The sequence below is a fragment of the Pseudoalteromonas sp. BSi20495 genome, assembly GCF_000241185.1.
Lineage (GTDB): Bacteria > Pseudomonadota > Gammaproteobacteria > Enterobacterales > Alteromonadaceae > Pseudoalteromonas > Pseudoalteromonas fuliginea.
In genome coordinates, this window is record NZ_BADY01000001.1 from 53,455 (window position 1) to 74,564 (window position 21,110).

At 41.0% G+C, this 21,110-nt stretch carries 17 protein-coding genes; 8 read left to right on the forward strand and 9 right to left on the reverse strand.

What is annotated here, in order from left to right:
• The first annotated feature begins 98 nt into the window (after positions 1–98).
• The 4 genes from P20495_RS19685 to P20495_RS19670 all read left to right on the forward strand — a co-directional run bounded on the left by P20495_RS19685 (position 99) and on the right by P20495_RS19670 (position 6,369).
• A complete protein-coding gene (locus tag P20495_RS19685; protein WP_008133381.1) occupies positions 99–1,625 on the forward strand; it encodes a tryptophan halogenase family protein in 1,527 nt (508 codons plus the stop codon).
• A gap of 12 nt (positions 1,626–1,637) precedes the next feature.
• Positions 1,638–2,399, forward strand: coding sequence for a SapC family protein (locus P20495_RS19680; protein WP_008133383.1), 762 nt, complete (start codon positions 1,638–1,640; stop codon positions 2,397–2,399).
• Positions 2,400–2,435: 36 nt separating this feature from the next.
• Complete coding sequence (locus P20495_RS19675) at positions 2,436–3,914, forward strand: SLC5 family protein (protein WP_008133385.1); 1,479 nt, start codon at positions 2,436–2,438, stop codon at positions 3,912–3,914.
• 322 nt (positions 3,915–4,236) lie between these two features.
• Entirely contained in the window at positions 4,237–6,369 is a 2,133-nt protein-coding gene (locus tag P20495_RS19670; protein ID WP_008133388.1) for an alpha-galactosidase, read from the forward strand.
• Positions 6,370–6,438: 69 nt separating this feature from the next.
• Here P20495_RS19670 and P20495_RS19665 read toward each other — a convergent pair whose 3' ends face one another.
• Positions 6,439–7,140, reverse strand: a complete 702-nt coding sequence (locus tag P20495_RS19665; protein WP_007376246.1) for a FadR/GntR family transcriptional regulator — start codon at positions 7,138–7,140, stop codon at positions 6,439–6,441.
• Positions 7,141–7,337: 197 nt separating this feature from the next.
• On the opposite strand from P20495_RS19665, the gene P20495_RS19660 reads away from it, so the two are divergent.
• Both P20495_RS19660 and P20495_RS19655 read left to right on the forward strand, forming a co-directional pair.
• Positions 7,338–8,096 carry an SDR family NAD(P)-dependent oxidoreductase gene (locus P20495_RS19660; RefSeq protein WP_007376247.1) on the forward strand — a complete coding sequence of 253 codons (759 nt, stop codon included), beginning with the start codon at positions 7,338–7,340 and terminating at the stop codon, positions 8,094–8,096.
• 3 nt (positions 8,097–8,099) lie between these two features.
• The gene (locus tag P20495_RS19655; protein WP_008133391.1) at positions 8,100–9,041 is read left to right on the forward strand and encodes a 2-dehydro-3-deoxygalactonokinase; all 942 of its coding nucleotides are present in this window, start codon (positions 8,100–8,102) and stop codon (positions 9,039–9,041) included.
• 246 nt (positions 9,042–9,287) lie between these two features.
• Here P20495_RS19655 and glpD read toward each other — a convergent pair whose 3' ends face one another.
• From glpD to galE, 7 genes are all read right to left on the reverse strand, one after another.
• The gene (gene glpD, locus P20495_RS19650) at positions 9,288–10,793 is read right to left on the reverse strand and encodes a glycerol-3-phosphate dehydrogenase (protein ID WP_008133395.1); all 1,506 of its coding nucleotides are present in this window, start codon (positions 10,791–10,793) and stop codon (positions 9,288–9,290) included.
• A gap of 211 nt (positions 10,794–11,004) precedes the next feature.
• Positions 11,005–12,504 carry a glycerol kinase GlpK gene (glpK, locus tag P20495_RS19645; protein WP_033014813.1) on the reverse strand — a complete coding sequence of 500 codons (1,500 nt, stop codon included), beginning with the start codon at positions 12,502–12,504 and terminating at the stop codon, positions 11,005–11,007.
• Positions 12,505–12,801: 297 nt separating this feature from the next.
• Positions 12,802–14,124 carry a dienelactone hydrolase family protein gene (locus P20495_RS19640; RefSeq protein ID WP_008133398.1) on the reverse strand — a complete coding sequence of 441 codons (1,323 nt, stop codon included), beginning with the start codon at positions 14,122–14,124 and terminating at the stop codon, positions 12,802–12,804.
• Positions 14,125–14,152: 28 nt separating this feature from the next.
• Positions 14,153–15,157: a Gfo/Idh/MocA family protein gene (locus tag P20495_RS19635; RefSeq protein ID WP_008133399.1), complete on the reverse strand. Its 1,005-nt coding sequence runs from the start codon at positions 15,155–15,157 to the stop codon at positions 14,153–14,155.
• A gap of 19 nt (positions 15,158–15,176) precedes the next feature.
• On the reverse strand, positions 15,177–16,325 hold the full coding sequence (gene galK / locus P20495_RS19630) for a galactokinase (RefSeq protein WP_008133400.1): 1,149 nt from the start codon (positions 16,323–16,325) through the stop codon (positions 15,177–15,179).
• Entirely contained in the window at positions 16,315–17,379 is a 1,065-nt protein-coding gene (locus P20495_RS19625) for a UDP-glucose--hexose-1-phosphate uridylyltransferase (RefSeq protein WP_008133401.1), read from the reverse strand. The genes galK and P20495_RS19625 overlap by 11 nt, the downstream gene beginning before the upstream one ends.
• 1 nt (position 17,380) lies before the next feature.
• Entirely contained in the window at positions 17,381–18,394 is a 1,014-nt protein-coding gene (gene galE / locus P20495_RS19620) for a UDP-glucose 4-epimerase GalE (RefSeq protein ID WP_008133402.1), read from the reverse strand.
• Between the two features lie 314 nt (positions 18,395–18,708).
• On the opposite strand from galE, the gene P20495_RS19615 reads away from it, so the two are divergent.
• The gene (locus tag P20495_RS19615) at positions 18,709–19,527 is read left to right on the forward strand and encodes an SDR family NAD(P)-dependent oxidoreductase (RefSeq protein WP_008133404.1); all 819 of its coding nucleotides are present in this window, start codon (positions 18,709–18,711) and stop codon (positions 19,525–19,527) included.
• Positions 19,528–19,689: 162 nt separating this feature from the next.
• Here the strand turns inward: P20495_RS19615 and P20495_RS19610 are convergent, their stop codons facing one another.
• A complete protein-coding gene (locus P20495_RS19610) occupies positions 19,690–19,938 on the reverse strand; it encodes a YdcH family protein (RefSeq protein WP_008133407.1) in 249 nt (82 codons plus the stop codon).
• A 545-nt stretch (positions 19,939–20,483) separates the two neighbouring features.
• On the opposite strand from P20495_RS19610, the gene P20495_RS19605 reads away from it, so the two are divergent.
• On the forward strand, positions 20,484–21,065 hold the full coding sequence (locus P20495_RS19605; protein ID WP_007376259.1) for an aminodeoxychorismate/anthranilate synthase component II: 582 nt from the start codon (positions 20,484–20,486) through the stop codon (positions 21,063–21,065).
• Positions 21,066–21,110: the final 45 nt, after the last annotated feature.

Sequence of the window (21,110 nt, forward strand, 5' to 3'; positions counted from 1 at the left end):
AGCTATTTTGCACAAAATGAGACTAATTTAAACAAATGCCCGAAAGGGCATTTGTTGTCTAGCCGGTTATCAATAAAGTACTCAAAGAGTAGTCCGTTATGAATAAAACAATAAAAACAATCGCCGTAATTGGTGGCGGCACAGCAGGATGGCTGAGCGCTGCAATTATAGCTTCGTATCACCAAGGTAAAAATGGTGACGGCTTAAAAGTGATGTTGGTTGAATCGTCAGATATTCCAACAATTGGTGTAGGTGAAGGTACCTGGCCCACGATGAAAAACACTCTTCAGCAAATAGGTTTGCGTGAAGTTGATGTATTTAAAGCCTGTAACGCTACCTTTAAGCAAGGTGGTAAATTTGTAAATTGGACGCACGGCAACAACGATTTTTACTACCATCCATTTACTGTACCGCTAGGCTACGGCCGCATAGATTTAGCCCCTTATTTAGATAATGTTGAAGACTTTGCACAGCAAACTAATTTTCAACATGATATTTGCGAAGCAAGCTTAGCCCCACGGGGTATAGCGCAAGGTGAATATCAAGGTAATTGTAATTACGCTTATCACTTAGATGCCGGCGCTTTTGCAGAAATGCTTAAACAGCATTGTAAAAGTAAGCTTGGCGTAGAGCATATTATTGGTACTGTTGATCAGGTAAAACTTGATGACGATGGTGCAATAAATGAGCTTACTCTAAAAGATCAAACCCGCACTATAAGCGCTGATTTATTTATAGACTGTACTGGTTTTTCATCATTGTTATTAGGCCAAGCGCTCAACGTACCGTTTAAAAAAATGGACCACGTGCTATTTAACGACAGCGCTCTGGCGATGCAAGTCCCTTATGATGAAAACGATGACTCCTTAGCCAGCCATACCATAGCAACAGCGCAAAACGCTGGATGGATTTGGGATATAGGTTTAACGCACCGCCGAGGTGTAGGGCATGTATATTCAAGCAAGTTTCTATCAGACGATGAAGCAGAGCAAAACCTAAGAAACTATTTAGGCGATGCAGCAAACTGTTTAACTGCCCGTAAGATTAGCTTTGAGTCGGGCTACCGTGAAAAGTTTTGGCATAAAAACTGTGTTGCCATTGGTATGTCGGCAGGGTTTGTGGAGCCGCTTGAAGCAACCGCTATTATGCTTGTTGAAATTTCAGCACGCTTTGTAGCAGAGCATATGCCAGCAGATACACAAGTAATGCCTATTGTAGCTAAACGCTTTAACGAGCAAATGGATTACCGCTGGCAGCGTATTATCGACTTTTTAAAGCTACATTACATGCTAACCAAGCGCCCAGAACCTTACTGGCAAGCACATGTACAGCCCGATACTATTCCACAAACCCTGCAAGAAGACTTACTTCTTTGGGGAAGCCGCGGTCCACTTATTCAAGACTTTCATGGCGCATTAGAGTTATTCCCTGCTGCCAGTTATCAGTATGTTTTGTATGGTATGGGCTTTAAGCCAGACTTTACTAAACAAGCATATTTGTATTCACAACATGTGCAAGCCAAACAAATAATTGAACGTAACAGCCAGCTTACACAGCAGATGTTACAAACTTTGCCGCCACATCGTGCTTTTATAGAGCAGTGGCTAGCAGCTAACCCAGTTTAAGGATGTGTAACTATGGCTATTAGTGAACTCGTAAACACTAAACACCAAACATTAAAAATTAACCCCAATGCAGCAGTTGAATACGCAAAAACGCAGCATTTAGTTAATTTAAGAGCAAATGAAATAGCAAAAGTAGCCTGCGACTTACCTATTTTTTTAGCCCGTAACGCACAAAATGGCAGCTACACAATATCAGCGTTAACAAGTTTTAACGCCGGGCAAAGTTTATTGGTGAATAACAACCAATGGCAGGCACTTTACACACCTGTATGTATGCAAACTCACCCTCTTCATTTAATGACCCGTGAAGCAAACAGTAGCGATTACTTTATTGCGATTGATGAGCAAAGCTCAGCTGTAAACTCGCAGCAAGGCGAGGCACTATTTGATGCTAAAGGTAACCCAAGCTTATTTTTAAATTCGCAACAAAAGCTACTTGAGAGCGATTTAAAAAATGACTATCAAACATATCAATTTGCCCAGGAAGTAGCGCGCTTAGGGCTCATTAAAAATATTGATATTGTTTTACAGTTTGAACAAGGCGAAACCCAAACCATTCAAGGTTTGAGCACCGTTGATGAAGACAAACTGCAAACACTAGATAGCAATACCATTGCGGAACTACAAAAGAAGGGTTACTTAAGTGTGCTTAACAGCATGCTTATTTCACTGTTTCAGCTTAACGCCTTAGTGAAACTTCATAATCAGCATTCAGACCTCAAACCTTTAAAGCAAATTAAATTAGAACTAAGTCGAGATTCACACGCGCTATAGCGTGTCTATTTTCACACACATATAAGAGACACACACATGTCAGATAATATTTTACAGCTGGTGGTTTTTGTTTTTGTCACCGCTTTAATTGGTGGCCTTACTTATTGGAAATGCCGAGGCCAAAATCGCAATAACGGACAAAGCCAAACCAAAGAGTATTTTTTAGCGGGCGGTGGCCTTACTTGGATGTTTGTTGCAGGTTCAATCACATTAACTAATTTAAGTACTGATCAGCTTGTAGGTATGAATGGTAATCAAATGGCTTTACTGGTTTGGTGGGAGCTTGCAGCAATTATAGGTTTGATTATTTTAGCCAAAGTGTTCATTCCGGTTTATTACAAATACAACTGTACAACGACCACAGAGCTTTTAGAAAAGCGCTATAACAACAAACATATTCGCGCTGTTATTGGGGGTTTATTCTTTTTAGGTAATGCACTTATTTATATGCCAGCGGTTATTTATTCTGGCGCGCTGTTTATGCAAACCATGTTTAAGGTTGATATTCCACTAATGTATATTGCCACCGCGTTTGCCATTATTGGTGCTGTTTATGCATTTTTTGGTGGTTTGCGGGCAGTTGCTGTATCGGATACCTACAATGGCATACTTGTACTGGGCATGGCTGTTTTAGTAGTCTTTTTAGCGCTTAATGCGATTGATTATGACTTTACGGGTATTCCAGAGGAGCGTTTAACACTCATCGGCGATGCTGATTCACCTATTCCTTGGCCAACACTTTTAACCGGTATGATCTTTATTCAAATGTATTACTGGGGTACTAACCAAACAATTACGCAACGAGCAATGGCAGCGCCTAATGTTAAAGAAGCGCAAAAAGGTATATTTGCAGCAGCAGGTATTCGCTTTTTAATCGTCCCTGCAATTGTGGTATTACCGGGTATTATTTCGTTTAAACTCTATGGCGATATTGGCGACGCTGCTTATGGTCGAATTGTGGGTGATGTAATGCCTGCATGGTTAACCGGTGTATTTGCAGCGGCAATGGCGGCGGCAGTGCTGTCTACTTACAACAGTTTATTAAATTCAGCCACAGCACTATATGTATGTGACATTCACGAAGCTTACTTTAATAAAGAGCCAAGTGTAGTAAAGCTAAGTGGTTACGTAACATTATTACTAACGAGTTTAACGCTGGTACTTGTACCAATTTATCAGCAAGCCGACAGTATTATTAACTTACTACAGCAATTAAACGGCTTATTAAGTATGCCTATATTCTCTATTTTTGTAGTGGGCTTATTATTTAAAAATGTTGATGCCCGTGCGGGTATTGCAGCGGTAATTTTAGGCGTGGTTATGTACGGTATGCTTACGTTTGCAAACTCACCACTACATACCGACATTCATTACATTCACTTAATGCCAATTACACTCATTGTATGTGTGACTTTTGCATTAGTAGTAAATAAAGTGGTATTTGGCTTAAACGCGCAGTGGGCAGGTAAAACTCCTGATCTTGATGGCGCAACGCAGACGCTAATACAAAAATAAACTACAGATAAATTAAGCTATTAAAATCGGTCACAGGTAATTCTTGGCCGATTTTTTTATCCAGCAAAAAGAGAGTAATTGGATTTTTGAGTTAAGGTTAGTTTAATGTCTTTTATTGCAGTGGTACTTCCAGTGAGTTTATCTAACTATTTGTAGTGCAAAGGCTATCAAAAGCTAATTTATATGATATATACTATTATTATTGAGGGCCACTGTCTGACCGGTCGTATCTCAAGCAACGGTAAATGAGTTCACACACAAAATAACTGACTCACATACTCACATTATTTAACTCGTAATAGATTAAAAGGATAGGAGAATTATGGCCGATATTAAACCATTTTTTCGATTAGATAGCGCTAATAGCACGGTTATTTTCGACTGCCAAAGTAAAACACCGGCGTTATTGTACTTTGGTAAACGCCTATCTGAGCAAACAACCGAGGCAATGCTAACTCAACTTGCTACCCGTCAAGAAGTAAAATGTGCCGTGGTTGAAGAAGCACCTATTTCTCTTTCTCCGCTTTTAGGTGAGGGCTTCACTGGTGCGCCAGGCCTTGAGCTTGTAAACGACTCAATCGCATGGTCAGTTGGGCCAGAGCTTCAAGAAGTGCGTCAGCCTTCAGCCGCAACACTTGAATTTGTAAGCGTAGATAAGCTTCGTGGTATTGAAGTCGTGCACAGCATTACGCTTGATAAAAACACTGACGTACTAAGTGCACATACCGTATTAACTAATTTAGGTGATTCGCCATTAAGCGTTAATTTTTGCGCCGCGCCAACATTTCAATTGCCAGATAGCGTAAGCAAAATAGTGAGCTTTGAAGGTCGTTGGTCAAACGAATTCCAACGTCAATCGGTTGATTTAGTGCTTGGCAGCTTTGTACGTGAAAACCGTAAAGGCAAAACATCACACGATGTGTTTCCTGGTTTATTAGTGCATAACGAAAATGCAGGCGAGCAACACGGCGAATGTTACGGCTTTCATTTAGGTTGGAGTGGTAACAATAAACTACGTGCAGAGCTTTTAGCTGAAGGGCGCCGTTATGTACAAATGGGCGAGCTATTACTTCCTGGTGAGCTTACGCTTGTTAAAGGTCAAACGTATCAAAGCCCGAGCATTTATGGCTCGTTTTCAAGTGAAGGTTTTAGCGCGCTTTCTCGTAATTTCCATCGTTTTGTTAAAGCTAATTTACTTAGCCAAGCACAACGCGAAAAAACGCGCCCTGTGCATTACAACACATGGGAAGGTATTTACTTTGATCACGACGTAGACACGCTTAAGCAATTAGCCGACAAAGTAGCCCCGTTAGGTATTGAGCGTTTTGTACTTGATGATGGTTGGTTTAAAGGCCGCCGTGGCGACAATGCTGGCTTAGGTGATTGGACAGTAGATTACAAAATTTACCCAGATGGCTTATCGCCAGTTATAGATCATGTTAATAGCTTAGGTATGGAGTTTGGTATTTGGTTTGAACCAGAAATGGTCAACCCTGATAGTGATTTATACCGCGCGCATCCTGATTGGGTTTTAGGCTCTCAAAACAACGAACAGTTAAGCTTTAGAAATCAGCTCGTACTTGATTTAACGAGCTCTGAGGTGGTTGAGTACCTATACAAAGCCATTGACGATATTTTAGTTGAATACCCAACCATTAAGTACATTAAATGGGATATGAACCGCGATATTAACCATGCGGGTAACTTTGATGGTAAGCCGGCCGTGCATCAACAAACATTGGCGCTTTATCGTTTAATTGATCGTATTAAAGCGGCGCACCCAGGGCTTGAAATAGAAAGCTGTTCGTCAGGTGGTGCACGTGTAGATTACGGCGTACTTGCACACACAGATCGTGTATGGACGTCAGATTCAAACGATGCGCTAGATCGCCTTGAAATACAGCGTGGATGTTCGTTCTTTTTCCCATCGTCGGTAATGGGCGCTCACGTAGGCCCACGTGATTGTCATATCACAGGGCGTAATGTGAGCATTGAAATGCGTGCTGCGGTATCAATGTTTGGCCACATGGGCATTGAAATGGACCCACGTGAACTGACCGATCACGAATACAATACACTCAAAGCGGCAATAGTACTTCACAAAGAGCATCGGGAGTTTATTCATAGCGCCGATTTATACCGCCTTGATAGCGACGATTTATCAATTAACTTTGGTTTAATCGATGAGCAAAAAACAAAAGCGTTATTTGCCTATAATAGCGTTCGCGAAACACCGCGTACAGCGCCTAATAAATTACGCTTTGTTAGCCTAGATACCGATGCACAATATACACTTAATTTAGTGTGGCCGGTAAAATTTGAAGAGTATCGCCCATCTTCTATTGCTGTGGTAAATGGTCAAACATTTACAGGTGAAGCGTTAATGCAGTTTGGCTTACAAATGCCAATTTCATTCCCGCAAACATCGCTTATTTTTGAACTTACAAAAGCGTAATTTTAAATATGGGCAGCAAAAAGGGAGCTAATTAGCTCCCTTTTTTAATCTGTCAAAAGTAACTTTTTACTACACCAGCTTTGATTCGATAAGCTCAAGCGCTTCTTCTAAAATAGTTTCTACTGCTTTTTTAGCCAGCTCTGGGTTACGTGATTTTATGGTATTTAAAATGTCTGCATGCTTTGCTACATCAGCGCCGGGTACACCTTTAATATGGTTAGTGTAGCGAATACTTACACGTAATGCGGTGCTAATAAACTCAGTCAATTGTACAAAAAATCGATTGTTGCTGGCCACTAATATACTGGTATGAAAGGCAATATCAGCTTCGAGAGGATCATCTAATCCTTCATCGGCATCGGCCATACGCGCTAACGCGTTATCTATTTCAACGAGTTGTTCAGCAGTTGCATTCACCGCTGCAAGCGCTGCAGCTTGAGGCTCAAGTGCTACACGGACTTGGGTAAATTCTTTTAATAAAGAAAGTGACGGTTTGCTGCTTAAAATCCAACGCAGTACGTCGGTATCAAACATGTTCCAGCTACTTTCAGGTAATACACGAATACCCTGCTTAGGACGCGACGAAATTAATCCTTTAGCAGAGAGCATTTTTACCGCTTCGCGAGTGGCGCTACGGCTCACATCGTATTTTATACATAAGTCAGCTTCCGACGGCAGACCTTCACTTACAGGGTACACGCCACGCACAATAGCAAAACCCAAATCATGGGTTAGTTGGTGTGTTAAGTTTTGACGAGGTTGGCTTTTCATTGTGCGAGTTTCCGAGTTCATATTGCTAGATTATATATCATATATCATATTAATGTACGTAAGGATATGGTATAAACTTTTTATTAGTTAGGTATTTTAACACAGTAATAACAATTTGGTTTGGCCCTTTATGTTGTAAGTGTCAGTTTATAAAGGGTTTAAATAAGATTTTATATGTGCTGTATGGAGAGTTGAATTTGAACACCCTCGCTCAATATCATAGTCTTTCTGGTAAAGTTATTTTTATTACTGGTGGTGCATCAGGCATCGGTAGAGCAATGGTCGAATCATTTACTAAGCAAAATGCCAAAGTTGCTTTTATCGATATAGATGACGATGCTGCGCAGGCGCTCATTAACAATCTCCCACAAGCTAACTTATGGTACAGGCAAGTTGATGTAACTGATTCCCATGCTCTGCAGCAATCATTAGTTGATGCGTGTGCTGCCCTTGGTAGCGTCAATGTACTGGTCAATAACGTAGCAAACGATCGCCGTCAACCTAGCGAAGACGTTACAGTGCAAGACTGGGATCAGTGTCTGCAAATTAATTTAAATCCAGCCTTTTTTGCTTCCCAAGTCGCTATGTCATTTATGCAGCGAGAAGGGGCGGGCAGTATTATAAACTTTAGTTCTATCAATGCCATAATGGGCCAACCGCAAATGGCCGGTTACGTTACCGCTAAAGCAGGTCTTATAGGCATGACTAAGGCACTTGCTCGTGATTATGGCGAGTTTGGTATTCGCGTAAATGCTATTTTACCTGGGTGGGTGGCTACCGACCGTCAATTAGCAAGCTGGTTTACAGAGGCCGAGCAAGTAAAATGGATGGAAGCTATGGCGCTTAAAAAGCTAGTTTCACCTGAGGATGTTGCTAATTTAGCGATGTTTTTAGCGGCAGATGAAAGCAGTATGATTACCGGGCAGGGCATTAAAATTGACGGTGGGAGACTTTAAAGTTTGACTACTTCATCTCTTTTTATAGCCGTTGATTGGGGTACCAGTCATTTACGTGCTTATTTGTGCCGCGTTAACGCAAAACAACCGCTTACATTACTTGAACAACGTGATGGGCCAGGTGTTGTAAAAGTTAACCAAGACTTTGAGCAAACGCTTCTTAGTGCTATCGAGCCTTGGAGTAAGCAGTATGGCTGCGTACCTGTATATATAGCAGGGCAAATCACATCAAGTATAGGTTGGTACGAAACGCCCTATTTAGAGTGCCCTATAAACCCTGAGAGTTTGCTCGATGCTGCTATTAGCTTTAATTGTGCAGGGCATACTATTAAAGCGTTGCCGGGTACTAAATGTACCCTACAAAATTCTTTATTTGATGTAATGCGCGGTGAAGAGCTGCAAATTTTAGGGTTTTTAAAACAAAACCCAGAGTATCAACAGGGTAAAATATTACTGTGTTTACCAGGTACACATACTAAGTGGGTACTTATAAACCATGGTGAAATAATCTGCTTTAAAACCGCAATGACTGGCGAGTTATACGATTTACTGTGCCACCAAAGTGTATTGATACCCAGTGACTGTGAAGAGGGCGACTTTGATTGGAAAGCATTTGATCAAGGGTGCAAACTCACGCTTGACAGTGATAGTGGTAATTTAGCGCATGGTATTTTTAGTGTGCGTACTCGTCAGCTTTCAAAGGAGTTAACACCTGTACAAGCTAAAGCGTATTTATCGGGTGTGTTAATTGGCAGTGACGTACGAGCAGCACGCCATGCCAGTGAGTGGCAGTTGCAAAGTAATACACAAGTTGTGGTAGTGGGAACCAAACAGCTTAATAAATGTTTTTCTACGGCACTTAACCAAATAGGCGTTAAATGTGTTGAGTTTGACATTAAAATGGCTACGTTGAGCGGTTTTAATTTTTTATATCAATCAGCTTAATTAAGTGAGCGATTTTGAAGTAAGAAAATAGGGTCGATAACAAGGTGAGAATTTCGTTATTTAGTTGTTCTATATCAGAAATTATTAACATAGTTAGCGCCAGGTTTAAGCCCTCAAATTGACCAAGTGTTATTGCGGATTGGTATTATATAACCGAGAAAATTAAACCCCTTCATAATGATTAAATTATAAAGGGGTTTCGTAGAAAGCTTTTAGGGCTATTGCAGCCAATTTCTTTAGCGGTTATTAAGCAATTTTGGCCGCTTTGCTTTGTTCAATATAATTATTAAGGGTGGTAGTTTGGGTTTCACTAAAGCGCAGTCCTAACTTTGTGCGGCGCCATAATATGTTATATGCGTTTTGTGCCCACTCTTCATTTAATAAAAAATCGACCTCTGCTGCAAATAAGTTATGCCCAAAATCTTGACCTAAATCGCTTAGTTGTTTTGCATCACCCAAAATATTTATAGTGCGCGTACCATAGGTGCGTACAAAGCGATTTAGCAGTATTTGTGGTAACCAATTATAGGTTGTTTGTAATTGCGCTTTAAGTGCTTCTACAGAGCTAAAATCGCCACCTGGTAACGCACTATGTTTAGTCCAAGCTTCACTCATTTGCGGGTAAAAGTCTTCAAGCTTGTTAACCGCAGCTTCGGCAAGTTTGCGGTAAGTTGTAATTTTTCCGCCAAACACACTCAGTAGAGGTGTTTGTTTAGCATCACTCGAAAGCTCTAGTTTATAATCGCGAGTAACGGCTTGTGCATTAACTGATTCATCATCAAGTAATGGACGTACACCTGAAAAAGTATGCACAATATCTTGGCGTTTAATCGGAGTTTTAAAGTAGCTATTAGTAATCTCAATAAGGTAATCGATTTCTTCTTCACTAATTTTAACGTCTTGTGCCTCACCTTTGTGCTCAACATCAGTCGTGCCAATAAGTGAGTAATCATCTTCAAACGGAATAACAAACACAATACGCTGATCTTTATTTTGTAAAATATAAGCTTGCGGTTCGTTATGAATGCGTGGCACGACAATGTGGCTACCCTTTACAAGGCGAATATTTTGTGGTGATTTTTCTTCGAGTGCTTCATCAAAAAGCTTAGCAACCCAAGGACCCGCTGCATTTACTATGCCTTTAGCAGCAATACTATAATGCGATTTTGTACTTTGTTGCTCAAGCGTTACTTGCCATTTATCTTGCTCACGATGCGCTTTGACACATTTAGTTTGTGTGGCAATTACTGCGCCTTTTTGCTGCGCTGCAAGGGCGTTTAAAATAACTAAGCGAGAGTCATCAACCCAGCCATCAGCGTATTCAAAACCTTTAGTAATTGAAGGTTCTAGTACGCTATGCTCGCCAAATTTAATGCTCTTCGATGCAGGTAACGTAACTCGTTTTGCTAGGTTGTCATACATAAATAAGCCAATGCGGATCATCCATGCAGGGCGTAAATGCTTTTGATGGGGTAATCTAAACGTAAGTGGCCACATAATGTGAGGGGCATTTTTTAGCAGCACTTCTCGCTCGGCTAAGGCTTCTTTTACTAATCTAAATTCGTAGTGCTCAAGGTAGCGCAGACCACCATGGATCAGCTTGGAGCTGTTTGAAGACGTTGCAGAAGCTAGATCTGACTGTTCGCACAAAAGTACTTTAAGTCCTCTACCAGCAGCATCTGCTGCTATGCCTGTGCCGTTTACGCCGCCACCGATGACTAGTAAGTCATATTCGTTATCTGCTAATTTCACCGAGCACCCTTCTATTTATAATATAAATAATACATAAAGCATCATAAAGCTGCTGTTTTCATTTGACAATAGAAAACCCAATTTTTTATTTGTTAATTTTGACGCGAATCCACTTTCAATTTGGAGCAGTAAAGTGTGCCTTTTAAATCGAGCATTTAGCTAAGTTAAAAAAGACAAAGTGACTAAAGTATTAGCCTTAGCCACTTAGTATTTACTGCGGGCAATTTTTATTTGTTAAGCACACTTGAGCTACGCAGTGCTGCCATTTTGCATATAAATCATTACGCTCGTCGGCACTCATAGTTGGCTCAAAACGACGGTCACATGTCCACATTTTCGATAACTGCTCAGTTGATTCGTAAACGCCGGTTTGTAAGCCTGCTAAATAAGCGACCCCTAAAGAGGTGGTTTCGGTCACCGTTGGACGCTCTACTGTTGCACCTAAAATGTTTGATAGGAAGGTCATAACCCAATTGTTTTTTACCATGCCGCCATCTACACGAAGCACACTTGGCCGAAGGCCATCACGCTCCATCGCTTTTTGTAAATCTTTGGTTTGATAACCTACTGATTGCAAAGCAGCCGCAACAATAGTGCTAATTCCTGAGTCGCGTGTAAGACCTAAAATAGCGCCACGTGCATTTGGGTCCCAATAAGGTGCACCTAAACCCGTGAACGAAGGTACTAAAAATACACCATGATCGAGGGGGACATCTTTAACCATCGATTCACTTTCGCCAGCATGGCTAAGTAGCTTTAAGCCTTCAACAATCCACTGCATAGTTGCGCCAGCCATAAAGATACTGCCTTCAATGGCGTAAGTTGGTTTGCCGTTTAATCTGTAGGCAACAGTGGTCAGTAAGCGGTTTTCTGAGGTCAGTGCTTTTTCGCCAGTGTTAAGCATTAAAAAACAGCCAGTGCCATATGTACTTTTTGCCATGCCTTGCTCAAAACATGCATGACCAACAAGGGCTGCCTGTTGATCACCAGCAATACCACATACACGAATTGGTGCACCAAAAATATCAGCGCTCGTTGAGCCAAATTCGTCGGCTGAGTCCATTACTTCTGGCAGCATAGATTCTGGAATATCGAATAACTCTAGAAGCTCTTGATCCCACTGCTGGGTATGAATATTAAATAACATAGTACGGGATGCATTCGTTGCATCAGTGCGATGTTCTTTACCACCTGTTAGTTGCCAAAGTAGGTAAGTGTCAACCGTACCAAAAGCCAGTTCGCCAGCGAGGGCTTGTTCGCGTGCGCCTTCAACATTATCTAAAATCCAACGAACTTTAGTGGCTGAAAAATAAGGGTCAAGTAGCAAGCCTGTTTTTTCGCTAATAGTTTGACAAAGTTCATCGGTAGTAAGGCTTTCGCAATAGTCACTAGTGCGTCTATCTTGCCAAACAATCGCGTTATAAATCGTTTTGCCTGTTTTTTTGTTCCATACTAGGGTGGTTTCGCGTTGGTTAGTGATACCTATAGCGATAATTTCTTCAGGCTTTACATCTTGTTTAGCGAGTACTTCGCGACTAGTGCTAAGCACTGTTTGCCAAATATCGTTAGGATCGTGCTCAACCCAGCCGTTTTGTGGAAAATGCTGAGGAAATTCTTGCTGTGCTGTACCAAAAACGTCTGCATCTTTTGTAAACAAGATGGCACGAGAGCTTGTGGTTCCTTGATCAATTGAGAGTATGTATTTGGACATATTTATTAATATTATTTATCTTATATATAGCTAGATTGCCTTTAACGTTAGCTAATGGCAATGGTTTTTTCTTAAAATATCTTACTAAAAAGTAAACTCGCCTGTTTTTATTGATAACTTTTAAAAAGCAGGGCGTTTTACTTTTAGTAAATTTTAAGTGCGAGCGCGACTATTTAAGAGAAACAGTCGCTTTTAGTGAGTTACTTAACTTGAAATCTGACGGACTATTGCAAGTAAATTCAACGCAGTTAACGCTGAAAATAGCTGCTTGAGATAGATTTATTATCCAGAGCTCAGTTACTTAACGTGTGGTTTAGCTTGCTGCCAATCCATACCAGTGGAAAAGCGATTATCAAATCCGTGCCACTGTGGTAGTGGCTTACCATCAACAACAGCTTGGTCGCCGTTTTGTGGTAAATCTAAGTATTTACACTCGCTGGCTATACCTTTTACGTGGCAATCCATCATAGCAAGTACAAAGTGTTTATTGATTTCGTTTAGTGTGCGCATAGACCACGATGGCTCGTAGTAATGGCCTATATCTAACTCACTGCTGCTTTGTGCAATAGCAGGGGCTGGGTGTGGTGCAATATTATGGCGCGCATTTTTGTAAGTAAGCATGTACTTATCTTCGCTGCCTGTTTGGTTATAAAGGTTTTTAATGCCTTCATAGCCTGAAATATCATCTAAGTTACCGGCTATATAAAGCGAAGGTACTTTAATATTTGCCATTGCTTTGGCATCAAATATAGCGTGCTGTCCGCCCCACGGTGCAAAGGCAACCATGGCTTTTATGCGTGGGTCTACTTTCGGGTTTTGGTATTGCCCACCAGCGCAGCTGTTGAGTAGTTGCTGTACTTGTTTAATTTGAGCTGGGTCTTTCATACCCGTAAACATGGCCGTAGTTTGCTCATTAAAAGCGTAACAACCACCTATCGTATTTACCGCGCCATAGCCACCCATTGAGTAACCAATTACACCAGCGCTTTTGTTATCTACTTGCTTACTTGCAAAGTTATTTTGCTCGTTGAAGTAATTAATAACAAACTGCTGATCGCGAGAGCGATTTATAAGCGTACTGAAAAAGCCAGAGAACGGCGCATTTTTAAAATCAACATCTGCGTTAGTTGAATCAGTATGATCAATCGCTACAACTATGTAACCGTGTGACGCTAAGTGCTCGCCAAGGTAGTACATAATTGTACGGTAACCGGTATAACCGTGCGAAAGCACAATGACAGGGTAGTGCTCTTTACTATTTATGGCGACATCACGCATTGCATCGGCTTGCAAAGTAAACTCTTTACCTGAGCGAGTTTCATCTGTGTAGCTGGTAAGTGCTGCTTTTGCTGTATTTGCAGCCGGATACCACACTTCTACTTTTAAAGGACGATCTTTTTGACCTTGTGTAGCGGGATCAAATTGCGCAGGGTTAACTAAACCAAGTGTTTGCACACCTACATTGTAGCTACCTTTAGCTGCAAGTTCTGGCAGTACTTCGCTAGTGATTGGCGGGTATAGCTGCTCTGGTTTATTAGATTCAGCAACAGCTACACTGGCAGATAAACTGCACGTAGCAAGTAATATAGCTTTTGAAAGCGCCTTGAGTGTGTGTGTCATTGTGTGTCCTTGTTGTGTATTTTTATTTTTAATTAGTCAGTTCAGCCGACTCGACGGCATTGCTATATTGCAACTGCCATTGTGCTCGTAAGGTATCCATTATGTTCATAACTCGTAAGCTAGTACCCAGTGGTAATACGCTGCTTTGGGTTTGTTTTTGTAATATACACTGCGTGACATGTGCAATTTCAAACTTAAAATTTTCATTGTCGCTAAAGTTGTATTCAAAGTACTGAGGGTCTTGGTCGTTTATGTGTAGCTCTAGCGTTTGTGCACCTACAAACTGAGGTATTCGAATATAGCCAAGCTCACCATTAATACATGCTTCTGTTGGGCCATTTTGCTGCAGTGCGCTGGCAAGAGATGCAAATTGCCCATTACCGTAATCAACTATAGCAGTGCTTCGCTCATCAACACCGGTTGTGCTTTTATGTACAAAGGATTTGATGTGTTCAGGGGCTTTATTAAATACCACATCAGCAATCGAAATAGGATAAATACCTAAATCGAGTAGGGCGCCACCCGCTGTTACAGGGTTCATTAATCGATGAGTGTCGGCAAAGCTGCCAGGTAAACTAAAGTTGGCATTAACACTGTGTACATTACCAATAACACCTTCATTTAGGAGTTGTTGTAATTTTACTATGGCTGGTAAAAATCGCATCCAAACGCCTTCCATTAAAAAGCAGTTTTGTTGTTTTGCAAGCTCAGTGAGGCTTTGCAACTGCTTAGCATTAACGGTAATTGGTTTTTCGCTTAGCACGTGCTTATTATGTTTTAAGCATTGGGCTATCGTTTTAAAGTGTTGATCGTGCGTATTGGCAATATAAATAGCATCTATATTTGGGCATTGCATAAGAGCTTGATAGCTCTCATAGCCTTGAATATTGTACGGTGTGGCAAATTCTTTAGCGCGCTGCATACTCATTGATGCAGCGCCAATAAGCTGTGCATCACTACAATGTGCGATGCTTTTAGCAAAGGTGTGAGCTATATTGCCACACCCAATAATTCCCCAATTAACCTTTGCCATGCTTATTCCTTAAATTTATTTAAAAAGACGTAATTTGTAATCCTGAACCCGCTGAACATACGTAAATATCAGCATTTAGGCTAAAACGCTCAAAGTAATGCTTTTCTATCGCTGCTTTAATTAATGGTACTTCAGCATCACGACACAAACATACAATTGCGCCACCAAAACCACCCCCTGTCATACGTACTGCGCCGCGCTCGCCCATCGCTTCTTTACAAATTTCTACTAGGCCATCGGTTGCCGGTACGGTTACTTCAAAATCGTGTTTAAGTGATTGGTGCGATGCTGCCATTAGCGTGCGAAGTGCATCCATATCGTTATTTTGCAGTGCAGTAGTTGCTGCAATTACGCGGTCGTTTTCGCTAATTACGTGGTGTGTACGTTTATATTCGTTTTCACTTAATGTCGCTTTTACTGCTTGCAAGCCAGTCATGGTTGCTTGACGAAGTGTTTCTACACCCATTTTTACAGCAGCTTGTTCGCAGTCAATACGGCGCTGGTTGTATTCGCTATCAACTAATTTACGCGGGTAGTTTGAATTAACAATAACAATGTTTAAATCATCTGGTACTTTTACTGCCGTAGTCGCTAAGTTTTCGCAGTCAATTAAAAGTGCGTGACCATTCTCGCCTTTAGCCGAAATAAGCTGATCCATAATACCGCATTGGCAATGCATAAAGTCGTTTTCGGCTTCTTGGCCAAATAACGCAATTTTCTCTGGTGGTAAACCAAGCTGTGCAATATGGTTAAACATACCGCCAACAGCAACTTCGAGTGCAGCCGATGACGACAAGCCACTGCCTTGCGGCAAATTACTATCAATAAGTAGGTCAGCGCCACGTAATGTATGGCCTGCTCGTTTAAGTACAAAAGCCACCGCGCGAATATAGTTACCCCATTGCGATTGGCCTTCGCTGATTGCCTCATCAACGCTAAAGCGGTCTTGCTCGCCTGGGTAATTTAAAGAGCGCACAGTGATAATATTATCGTCGCGCTGTTTAAACATAACTTGGGTACGAAATGCTAACGAACACGGTAAAACAAAGCCATCGTTGTAATCAGTAAATTCACCAATTAGATTTACACGCCCAGGGGCGGCAGCAATACCTTGTGCAGGCGCGCCATACAGTGACAAAAATTGTTGTTGGAATTCGTTAAGCTTCATTTATGTGTCCTGCTGTATCTTTATAATGTGTGGTACTGGCTGCTTTTAAAATAGAAGCGGCGGTTTCTGCGCTTAAATCGCGTTGGCTTTCGCCTAGCATTTCGTAGCCTACCATGTGTTTTTTAACGGTAGCAGAGCGAAGTAGCGGCGGATAAAAATGTGCATGTAAGCGCCAGTGCTGCTCATCAGAGCCTCTATTGGCCGGTGCATTGTGCCAACCCATTGAGTAGGGGAAGCTGCAATTAAATACGTTGTCGTATTTAGTGGTTAATACTTTAAGAGCCTGAGCTAAAGAGTCGGTTTGTGCATCGTTTAGCTGGCTAAAGTTTTGAATGTTATCTTTAGTTACTAGCATTGTTTCAAACGGCCATGCAGCCCAAAATGGCACCACAACAAGCCAATGTTCGTTTTCAAATACAACACGTGTTTGATCTGCTTGCTCTTTTTGCGCGTAATCGGCAAGCAAGGCTGTGCCATGCTTTTCATAATAGGCGAGCTGCTGGTTATCTTCGGCTTCAATTTCCGTTGATAAATGCGAATGCGCCCATACTTGACCGTGAGGATGAGGTTGCGAGCAACCCATGATCTCGCCTTTATTCTCAAAAACTTGTACGCATTCGTACTGCTGTGCAAGCTCTGTGTAATTTTGTTTCCAAGTTTTTACTACTTCGTGCAATGCATTTTGGCTAAGCTCTGGTAGTGTTTTATTGTGCTCTGGAGAAAAACAAATTACGCGGCATTCGCCACTGGCTTCGTCGGCAATAAATAAATCGCTGTCTGACTCTAAGCCTTGTAATTGCTCGCTGGCATTAGGTGTGAGTGCGCCAAAGTCATTTCTAAATACATGGGTGTATTTGTAATCTGGGTTACTGTCGCCATTTGCACGGGTGTTGCCAGGACAAAGTGGGCAGCTGTCATCGTGTTTTGGTAATACGTTTTCGTTAACAGCTTCTGTTGCGCCTAACCATGGGCGATTATTACGATGTGGTGACACTAATACCCAACGACCCGTTAGCGGATTTTTACGTCTGTGAGTACTTTCTAATAAAGTCATATTAACTCTCCAACCCACTTGGGTAATTAGTTTGCCAGCGCCATGTGTCGTTTGTCATGTCGCTAAGTGTTAGTTCTGCGTGCCAGTTAAGTGTGTTTTGCGCTTTTGTGGCATCGGCGTAGTTACAGGCAATATCACCTGCTCGGCGCGGCGTAATTTGATAAGGAATATCTTTATTGGCTGATGCGCTAAATGCTTTAATCATATCAAGCACAGAATAACCTTGCCCTGTGCCTAAGTTATAAGCATGAAAAGCGGTGTCTGTTTTGTGCTGCATAAAAGCGGCAACGTGGCCTTTCGCTAAATCTAAAACGTGAATATAGTCGCGCACACCGGTGCCATCTTCGGTGTCGTAGTCGTCACCAAAAATATTTACCACGTCGCGCTTACCTACTGCAGTTTGGGCAATAAATGGCATTAAGTTATTAGGAATACCATTAGGACTTTCGCCTAGTAAACCGCTTGGGTGTGCACCTACTGGGTTAAAGTAACGAAGCGCAATCCCCATAAATTGACTGTTGGCATTACATACGTCTTGCATGGCTTGCTCAACCATGACTTTAGTCCAACCATAGGGGTTAGTTGCGCGTATAGGATGCTTTTCGTCAATAGGGAGGTAGTCTGGCTCGCCGTACACAGTAGCCGATGAGCTAAATATAATATGGTTAACGCCTGCCTCTTGCATGCTCTGTAGCATGCTTAATGTGCCCGACACGTTATTTTGATAATAACGCAGCGGTTGCTCGGTAGATTCGCCAACGGCTTTTAAAGCTGCAAAGTGAAAGACAGCTTCGGCTTTAGTATGTTTTAGAGCGAGTTTAAATTGTTGCTCGTCTTGAATGTCACCCAAAATAAACTCAAACCGAGTACCTGTAATCTTTTCGAGTTGGTCAAGTACCCGCGCACTTGCATTAGATAAGTTATCATAAATAACAGGTGTAATACCTGCTTCATGCAATGCAATGCATGTGTGGCTACCTATGTAACCCATGCCGCCAGTAACTAAAACTTTCATGTTATTTCTCGAAAAGCATATTTATATGATAAATACTACTATTAAGGAGGTGTAAAAACAATAGTAATGATTAGAGCAAAATTCAAATAGAAGAATAAAAAATATTCGCTCATCAGATCCTCGCTTTATCAATTTATTTTATAAACTGATTCTATTACATGGCTAATTATCACGACGGTATTGGGGTGCTACGATAGCTGCATAATTTACTTTAAGACTGTAACTGGGCTTTAACTAACCACAACCCTGGTTAAGATATTTATTATCTAGAGTCCAGGTTAACTACTTTAATGTTGCACTGAGAGGGCATACACATGAAAAAAATCATTTTAATCACCGGTGCAACAGATGGCATTGGTTTAGAGACGGCAAAAATGTTACTAGCCCAAGGTCAGACTGTATTACTGCATGGTCGTAATATAGAAAAGCTTAATAATGTACAGACAATGTTAAACGAGCATTACCCGCAAGCAAGTACTCAAAGCTATGTGGCCGATTTAAGCGAAATGTCACAGGTACATTATTTGGCAGAACAGATAAGCGCAGATCATAAACAAATTGACGTACTTATTAATAACGCTGGTGTATTCAAGCTTGAGAACGTAACAACACCTGATGGCCTTGATGCGCGTTTTGCCGTAAATACATTTGCACCTTATTTACTGACTAAATTACTGTTACCACTATTAAATAAAAATGCGCGTGTAGTTAACGTATCATCGGCCGCGCAATCAAGCGTTAACCTTGATGCACTTATTGGTAATAAGGCGCTTTCGGATGGTGACGCTTATGCACAAAGTAAGTTAGCTATTACGATGTGGTCGCGCTATCTAGGACTTAAATTAAAAGAGGTAGGCCCGTTAGTTGTATCAGTAAATCCAAAATCGTTACTGGGTAGCAAAATGGTTAAAGATGCATACGGATTAGACGGTGGAGATCTAAAACTAGGAGCTGATATTTTTTATCGTGCTGCGCTTAGCGATGAATTTAACAACGCCACAGGTTTGTATTTTGATAACGATGCTGAGCGTTTTGCACCGCCACATATAGATGCATTAAACGAGACTAAAAACCAACAACTAGTTGATACATTAGATAGTGTTTTAGCACAGCTTAAATTAGGTGAATTATAATGAATAAACCTATACGTGGACTGCTGAGTGCGCGCTTTATGACAACTTTAAAGCCCTGCTACTGTGTTTATGAATCCAGTGGGTGATTTTGTAAAGTAATATAGATTTTTGATTGAAGACGATCAAAGAGTTCACTGTTTACAGCGAACTCTTTTTTACTTTTTAGTGTTGTTCGGCTTGAAGTAAACGCTGGTATAGCCAATCTTTTAATTCTGAGCGATCATGCTTTAATTGATGCATTTGTTCATCGCTAATTGGCGCATCTTTAAGCTCCAATACTCTTATTTCTTTGTCTAACTTATCGTACTGTGTTGCCTTTTCGGCAAATTCAGAATCGTCAGTATTGAGTGTTGCAATGGCATTTAAATGATCTGGAAAGTCGTTTGTTAATGAGTGGTCTTCGCCTAACATATTCGCTCCTTAATAGGATATAAATGAGCTCACAAGTAAGTGAGTTGTTTAAGTGAATTATTACCTTCATATAATACACTGGGGTTTAAACAATCATAAATCAACCATTGCCAACTTAATTTGATATAGCGCAAACAACCGCTTTTACTTTTTAGCAGTTACTGTTTTTTCCAATAAGGGACTTCACCAAAGCAGGCAATAAAATGATCGATAAACGCACGTACTTTAGCGGTCAATAATTTATGGCAGGGGTATACAGCTGAAATAGTCGTATTAACTACTCGTGAAAAGCTTAGGGCTCGATATTATTGCTCAAGATGCGAGAAAGTAGAATAACCACAGAAGTTAAGCGACTATGAGTGGAATTAAACTTAAGTAACCTGAACTCTGGGCAATAAATCTATCTTGAGCTGCTATTTTAGTTAAAAGAGCAAGTTTTTAACGCTTTTTGCTAATTTATGTTGGTTAATTAATAGTGGTAGAATGCAGCGCTTAGTGCCACTTGTGTGAAGTAGTGGTCAATAATTTATAAGGTCTGTTGTGTAATGCTGTTAATGATCGATAACTACGATTCGTTTACTTACAACTTAGTGCAATATTTTCAGCGTTTAGATCAAGACGTTTTAGTAAAACGTAATGACGAGCTAAGCATTGCACAAATAAAACAGTTAAACCCGAAACACATCGTGTTATCGCCGGGTCCTTGCTCACCTAACGAAGCTGGTATATCGTTAAGCGTGGTTGAGCAGCTAAAAGGGCAATACCCAATTTTAGGCATTTGTTTGGGACACCAAACCATCGCACAAGCTTTGGGTGGGGATGTCATTCGTGCTAAAAAAATTATGCACGGTAAAACATCGCCCATCGTTCATACCAATAAAGGTGTATTTAAAGGTTTAGCCAACCCATTAACGGTATGTCGTTATCACTCTTTAGTCGTTAAAGCACAAACACTGCCTAAAGAGCTTGAAGTAACCGCATGGAGTCAAACCGAATTAGGTGAATTTGACGAAATTATGGGGTTACTCCATAAAGAGTTAGCGATAGAGGGAGTGCAGTTTCATCCTGAAGCTATTTTAACTGAACAAGGATTAGCACTGCTTGATAACTTTTTAATGCGATTCTAATTTTTAATACCGATACTTATTTTATATTTACTAATGAATGGATGT

Bases quoted from the DNA above. Each gene is read 5' to 3' on its own strand.
- P20495_RS19610 (WP_008133407.1), bottom strand. From the start codon at position 19,938: ATGTTAGGCGAAGACCACTCATTAACAAACGACTTTCCAGATCATTTA.
- P20495_RS19670 (WP_008133388.1), top strand. From the start codon at position 4,237: ATGGCCGATATTAAACCATTTTTTCGATTAGATAGCGCTAATAGCACG.
- P20495_RS19675 (WP_008133385.1), top strand. From the start codon at position 2,436: ATGTCAGATAATATTTTACAGCTGGTGGTTTTTGTTTTTGTCACCGCT.
- P20495_RS19615 (WP_008133404.1), top strand. From the start codon at position 18,709: ATGAAAAAAATCATTTTAATCACCGGTGCAACAGATGGCATTGGTTTA.
- P20495_RS19635 (WP_008133399.1), bottom strand. From the start codon at position 15,157: ATGGCAAAGGTTAATTGGGGAATTATTGGGTGTGGCAATATAGCTCAC.
- P20495_RS19605 (WP_007376259.1), top strand. From the start codon at position 20,484: ATGCTGTTAATGATCGATAACTACGATTCGTTTACTTACAACTTAGTG.
- P20495_RS19680 (WP_008133383.1), top strand. From the start codon at position 1,638: ATGGCTATTAGTGAACTCGTAAACACTAAACACCAAACATTAAAAATT.
- P20495_RS19640 (WP_008133398.1), bottom strand. From the start codon at position 14,124: ATGACACACACACTCAAGGCGCTTTCAAAAGCTATATTACTTGCTACG.
- glpK (WP_033014813.1), bottom strand. From the start codon at position 12,504: ATGTCCAAATACATACTCTCAATTGATCAAGGAACCACAAGCTCTCGT.
- galK (WP_008133400.1), bottom strand. From the start codon at position 16,325: ATGAAGCTTAACGAATTCCAACAACAATTTTTGTCACTGTATGGCGCG.
- P20495_RS19665 (WP_007376246.1), bottom strand. From the start codon at position 7,140: ATGAAAAGCCAACCTCGTCAAAACTTAACACACCAACTAACCCATGAT.
- galE (WP_008133402.1), bottom strand. From the start codon at position 18,394: ATGAAAGTTTTAGTTACTGGCGGCATGGGTTACATAGGTAGCCACACA.
- P20495_RS19685 (WP_008133381.1), top strand. From the start codon at position 99: ATGAATAAAACAATAAAAACAATCGCCGTAATTGGTGGCGGCACAGCA.
- P20495_RS19625 (WP_008133401.1), bottom strand. From the start codon at position 17,379: ATGACTTTATTAGAAAGTACTCACAGACGTAAAAATCCGCTAACGGGT.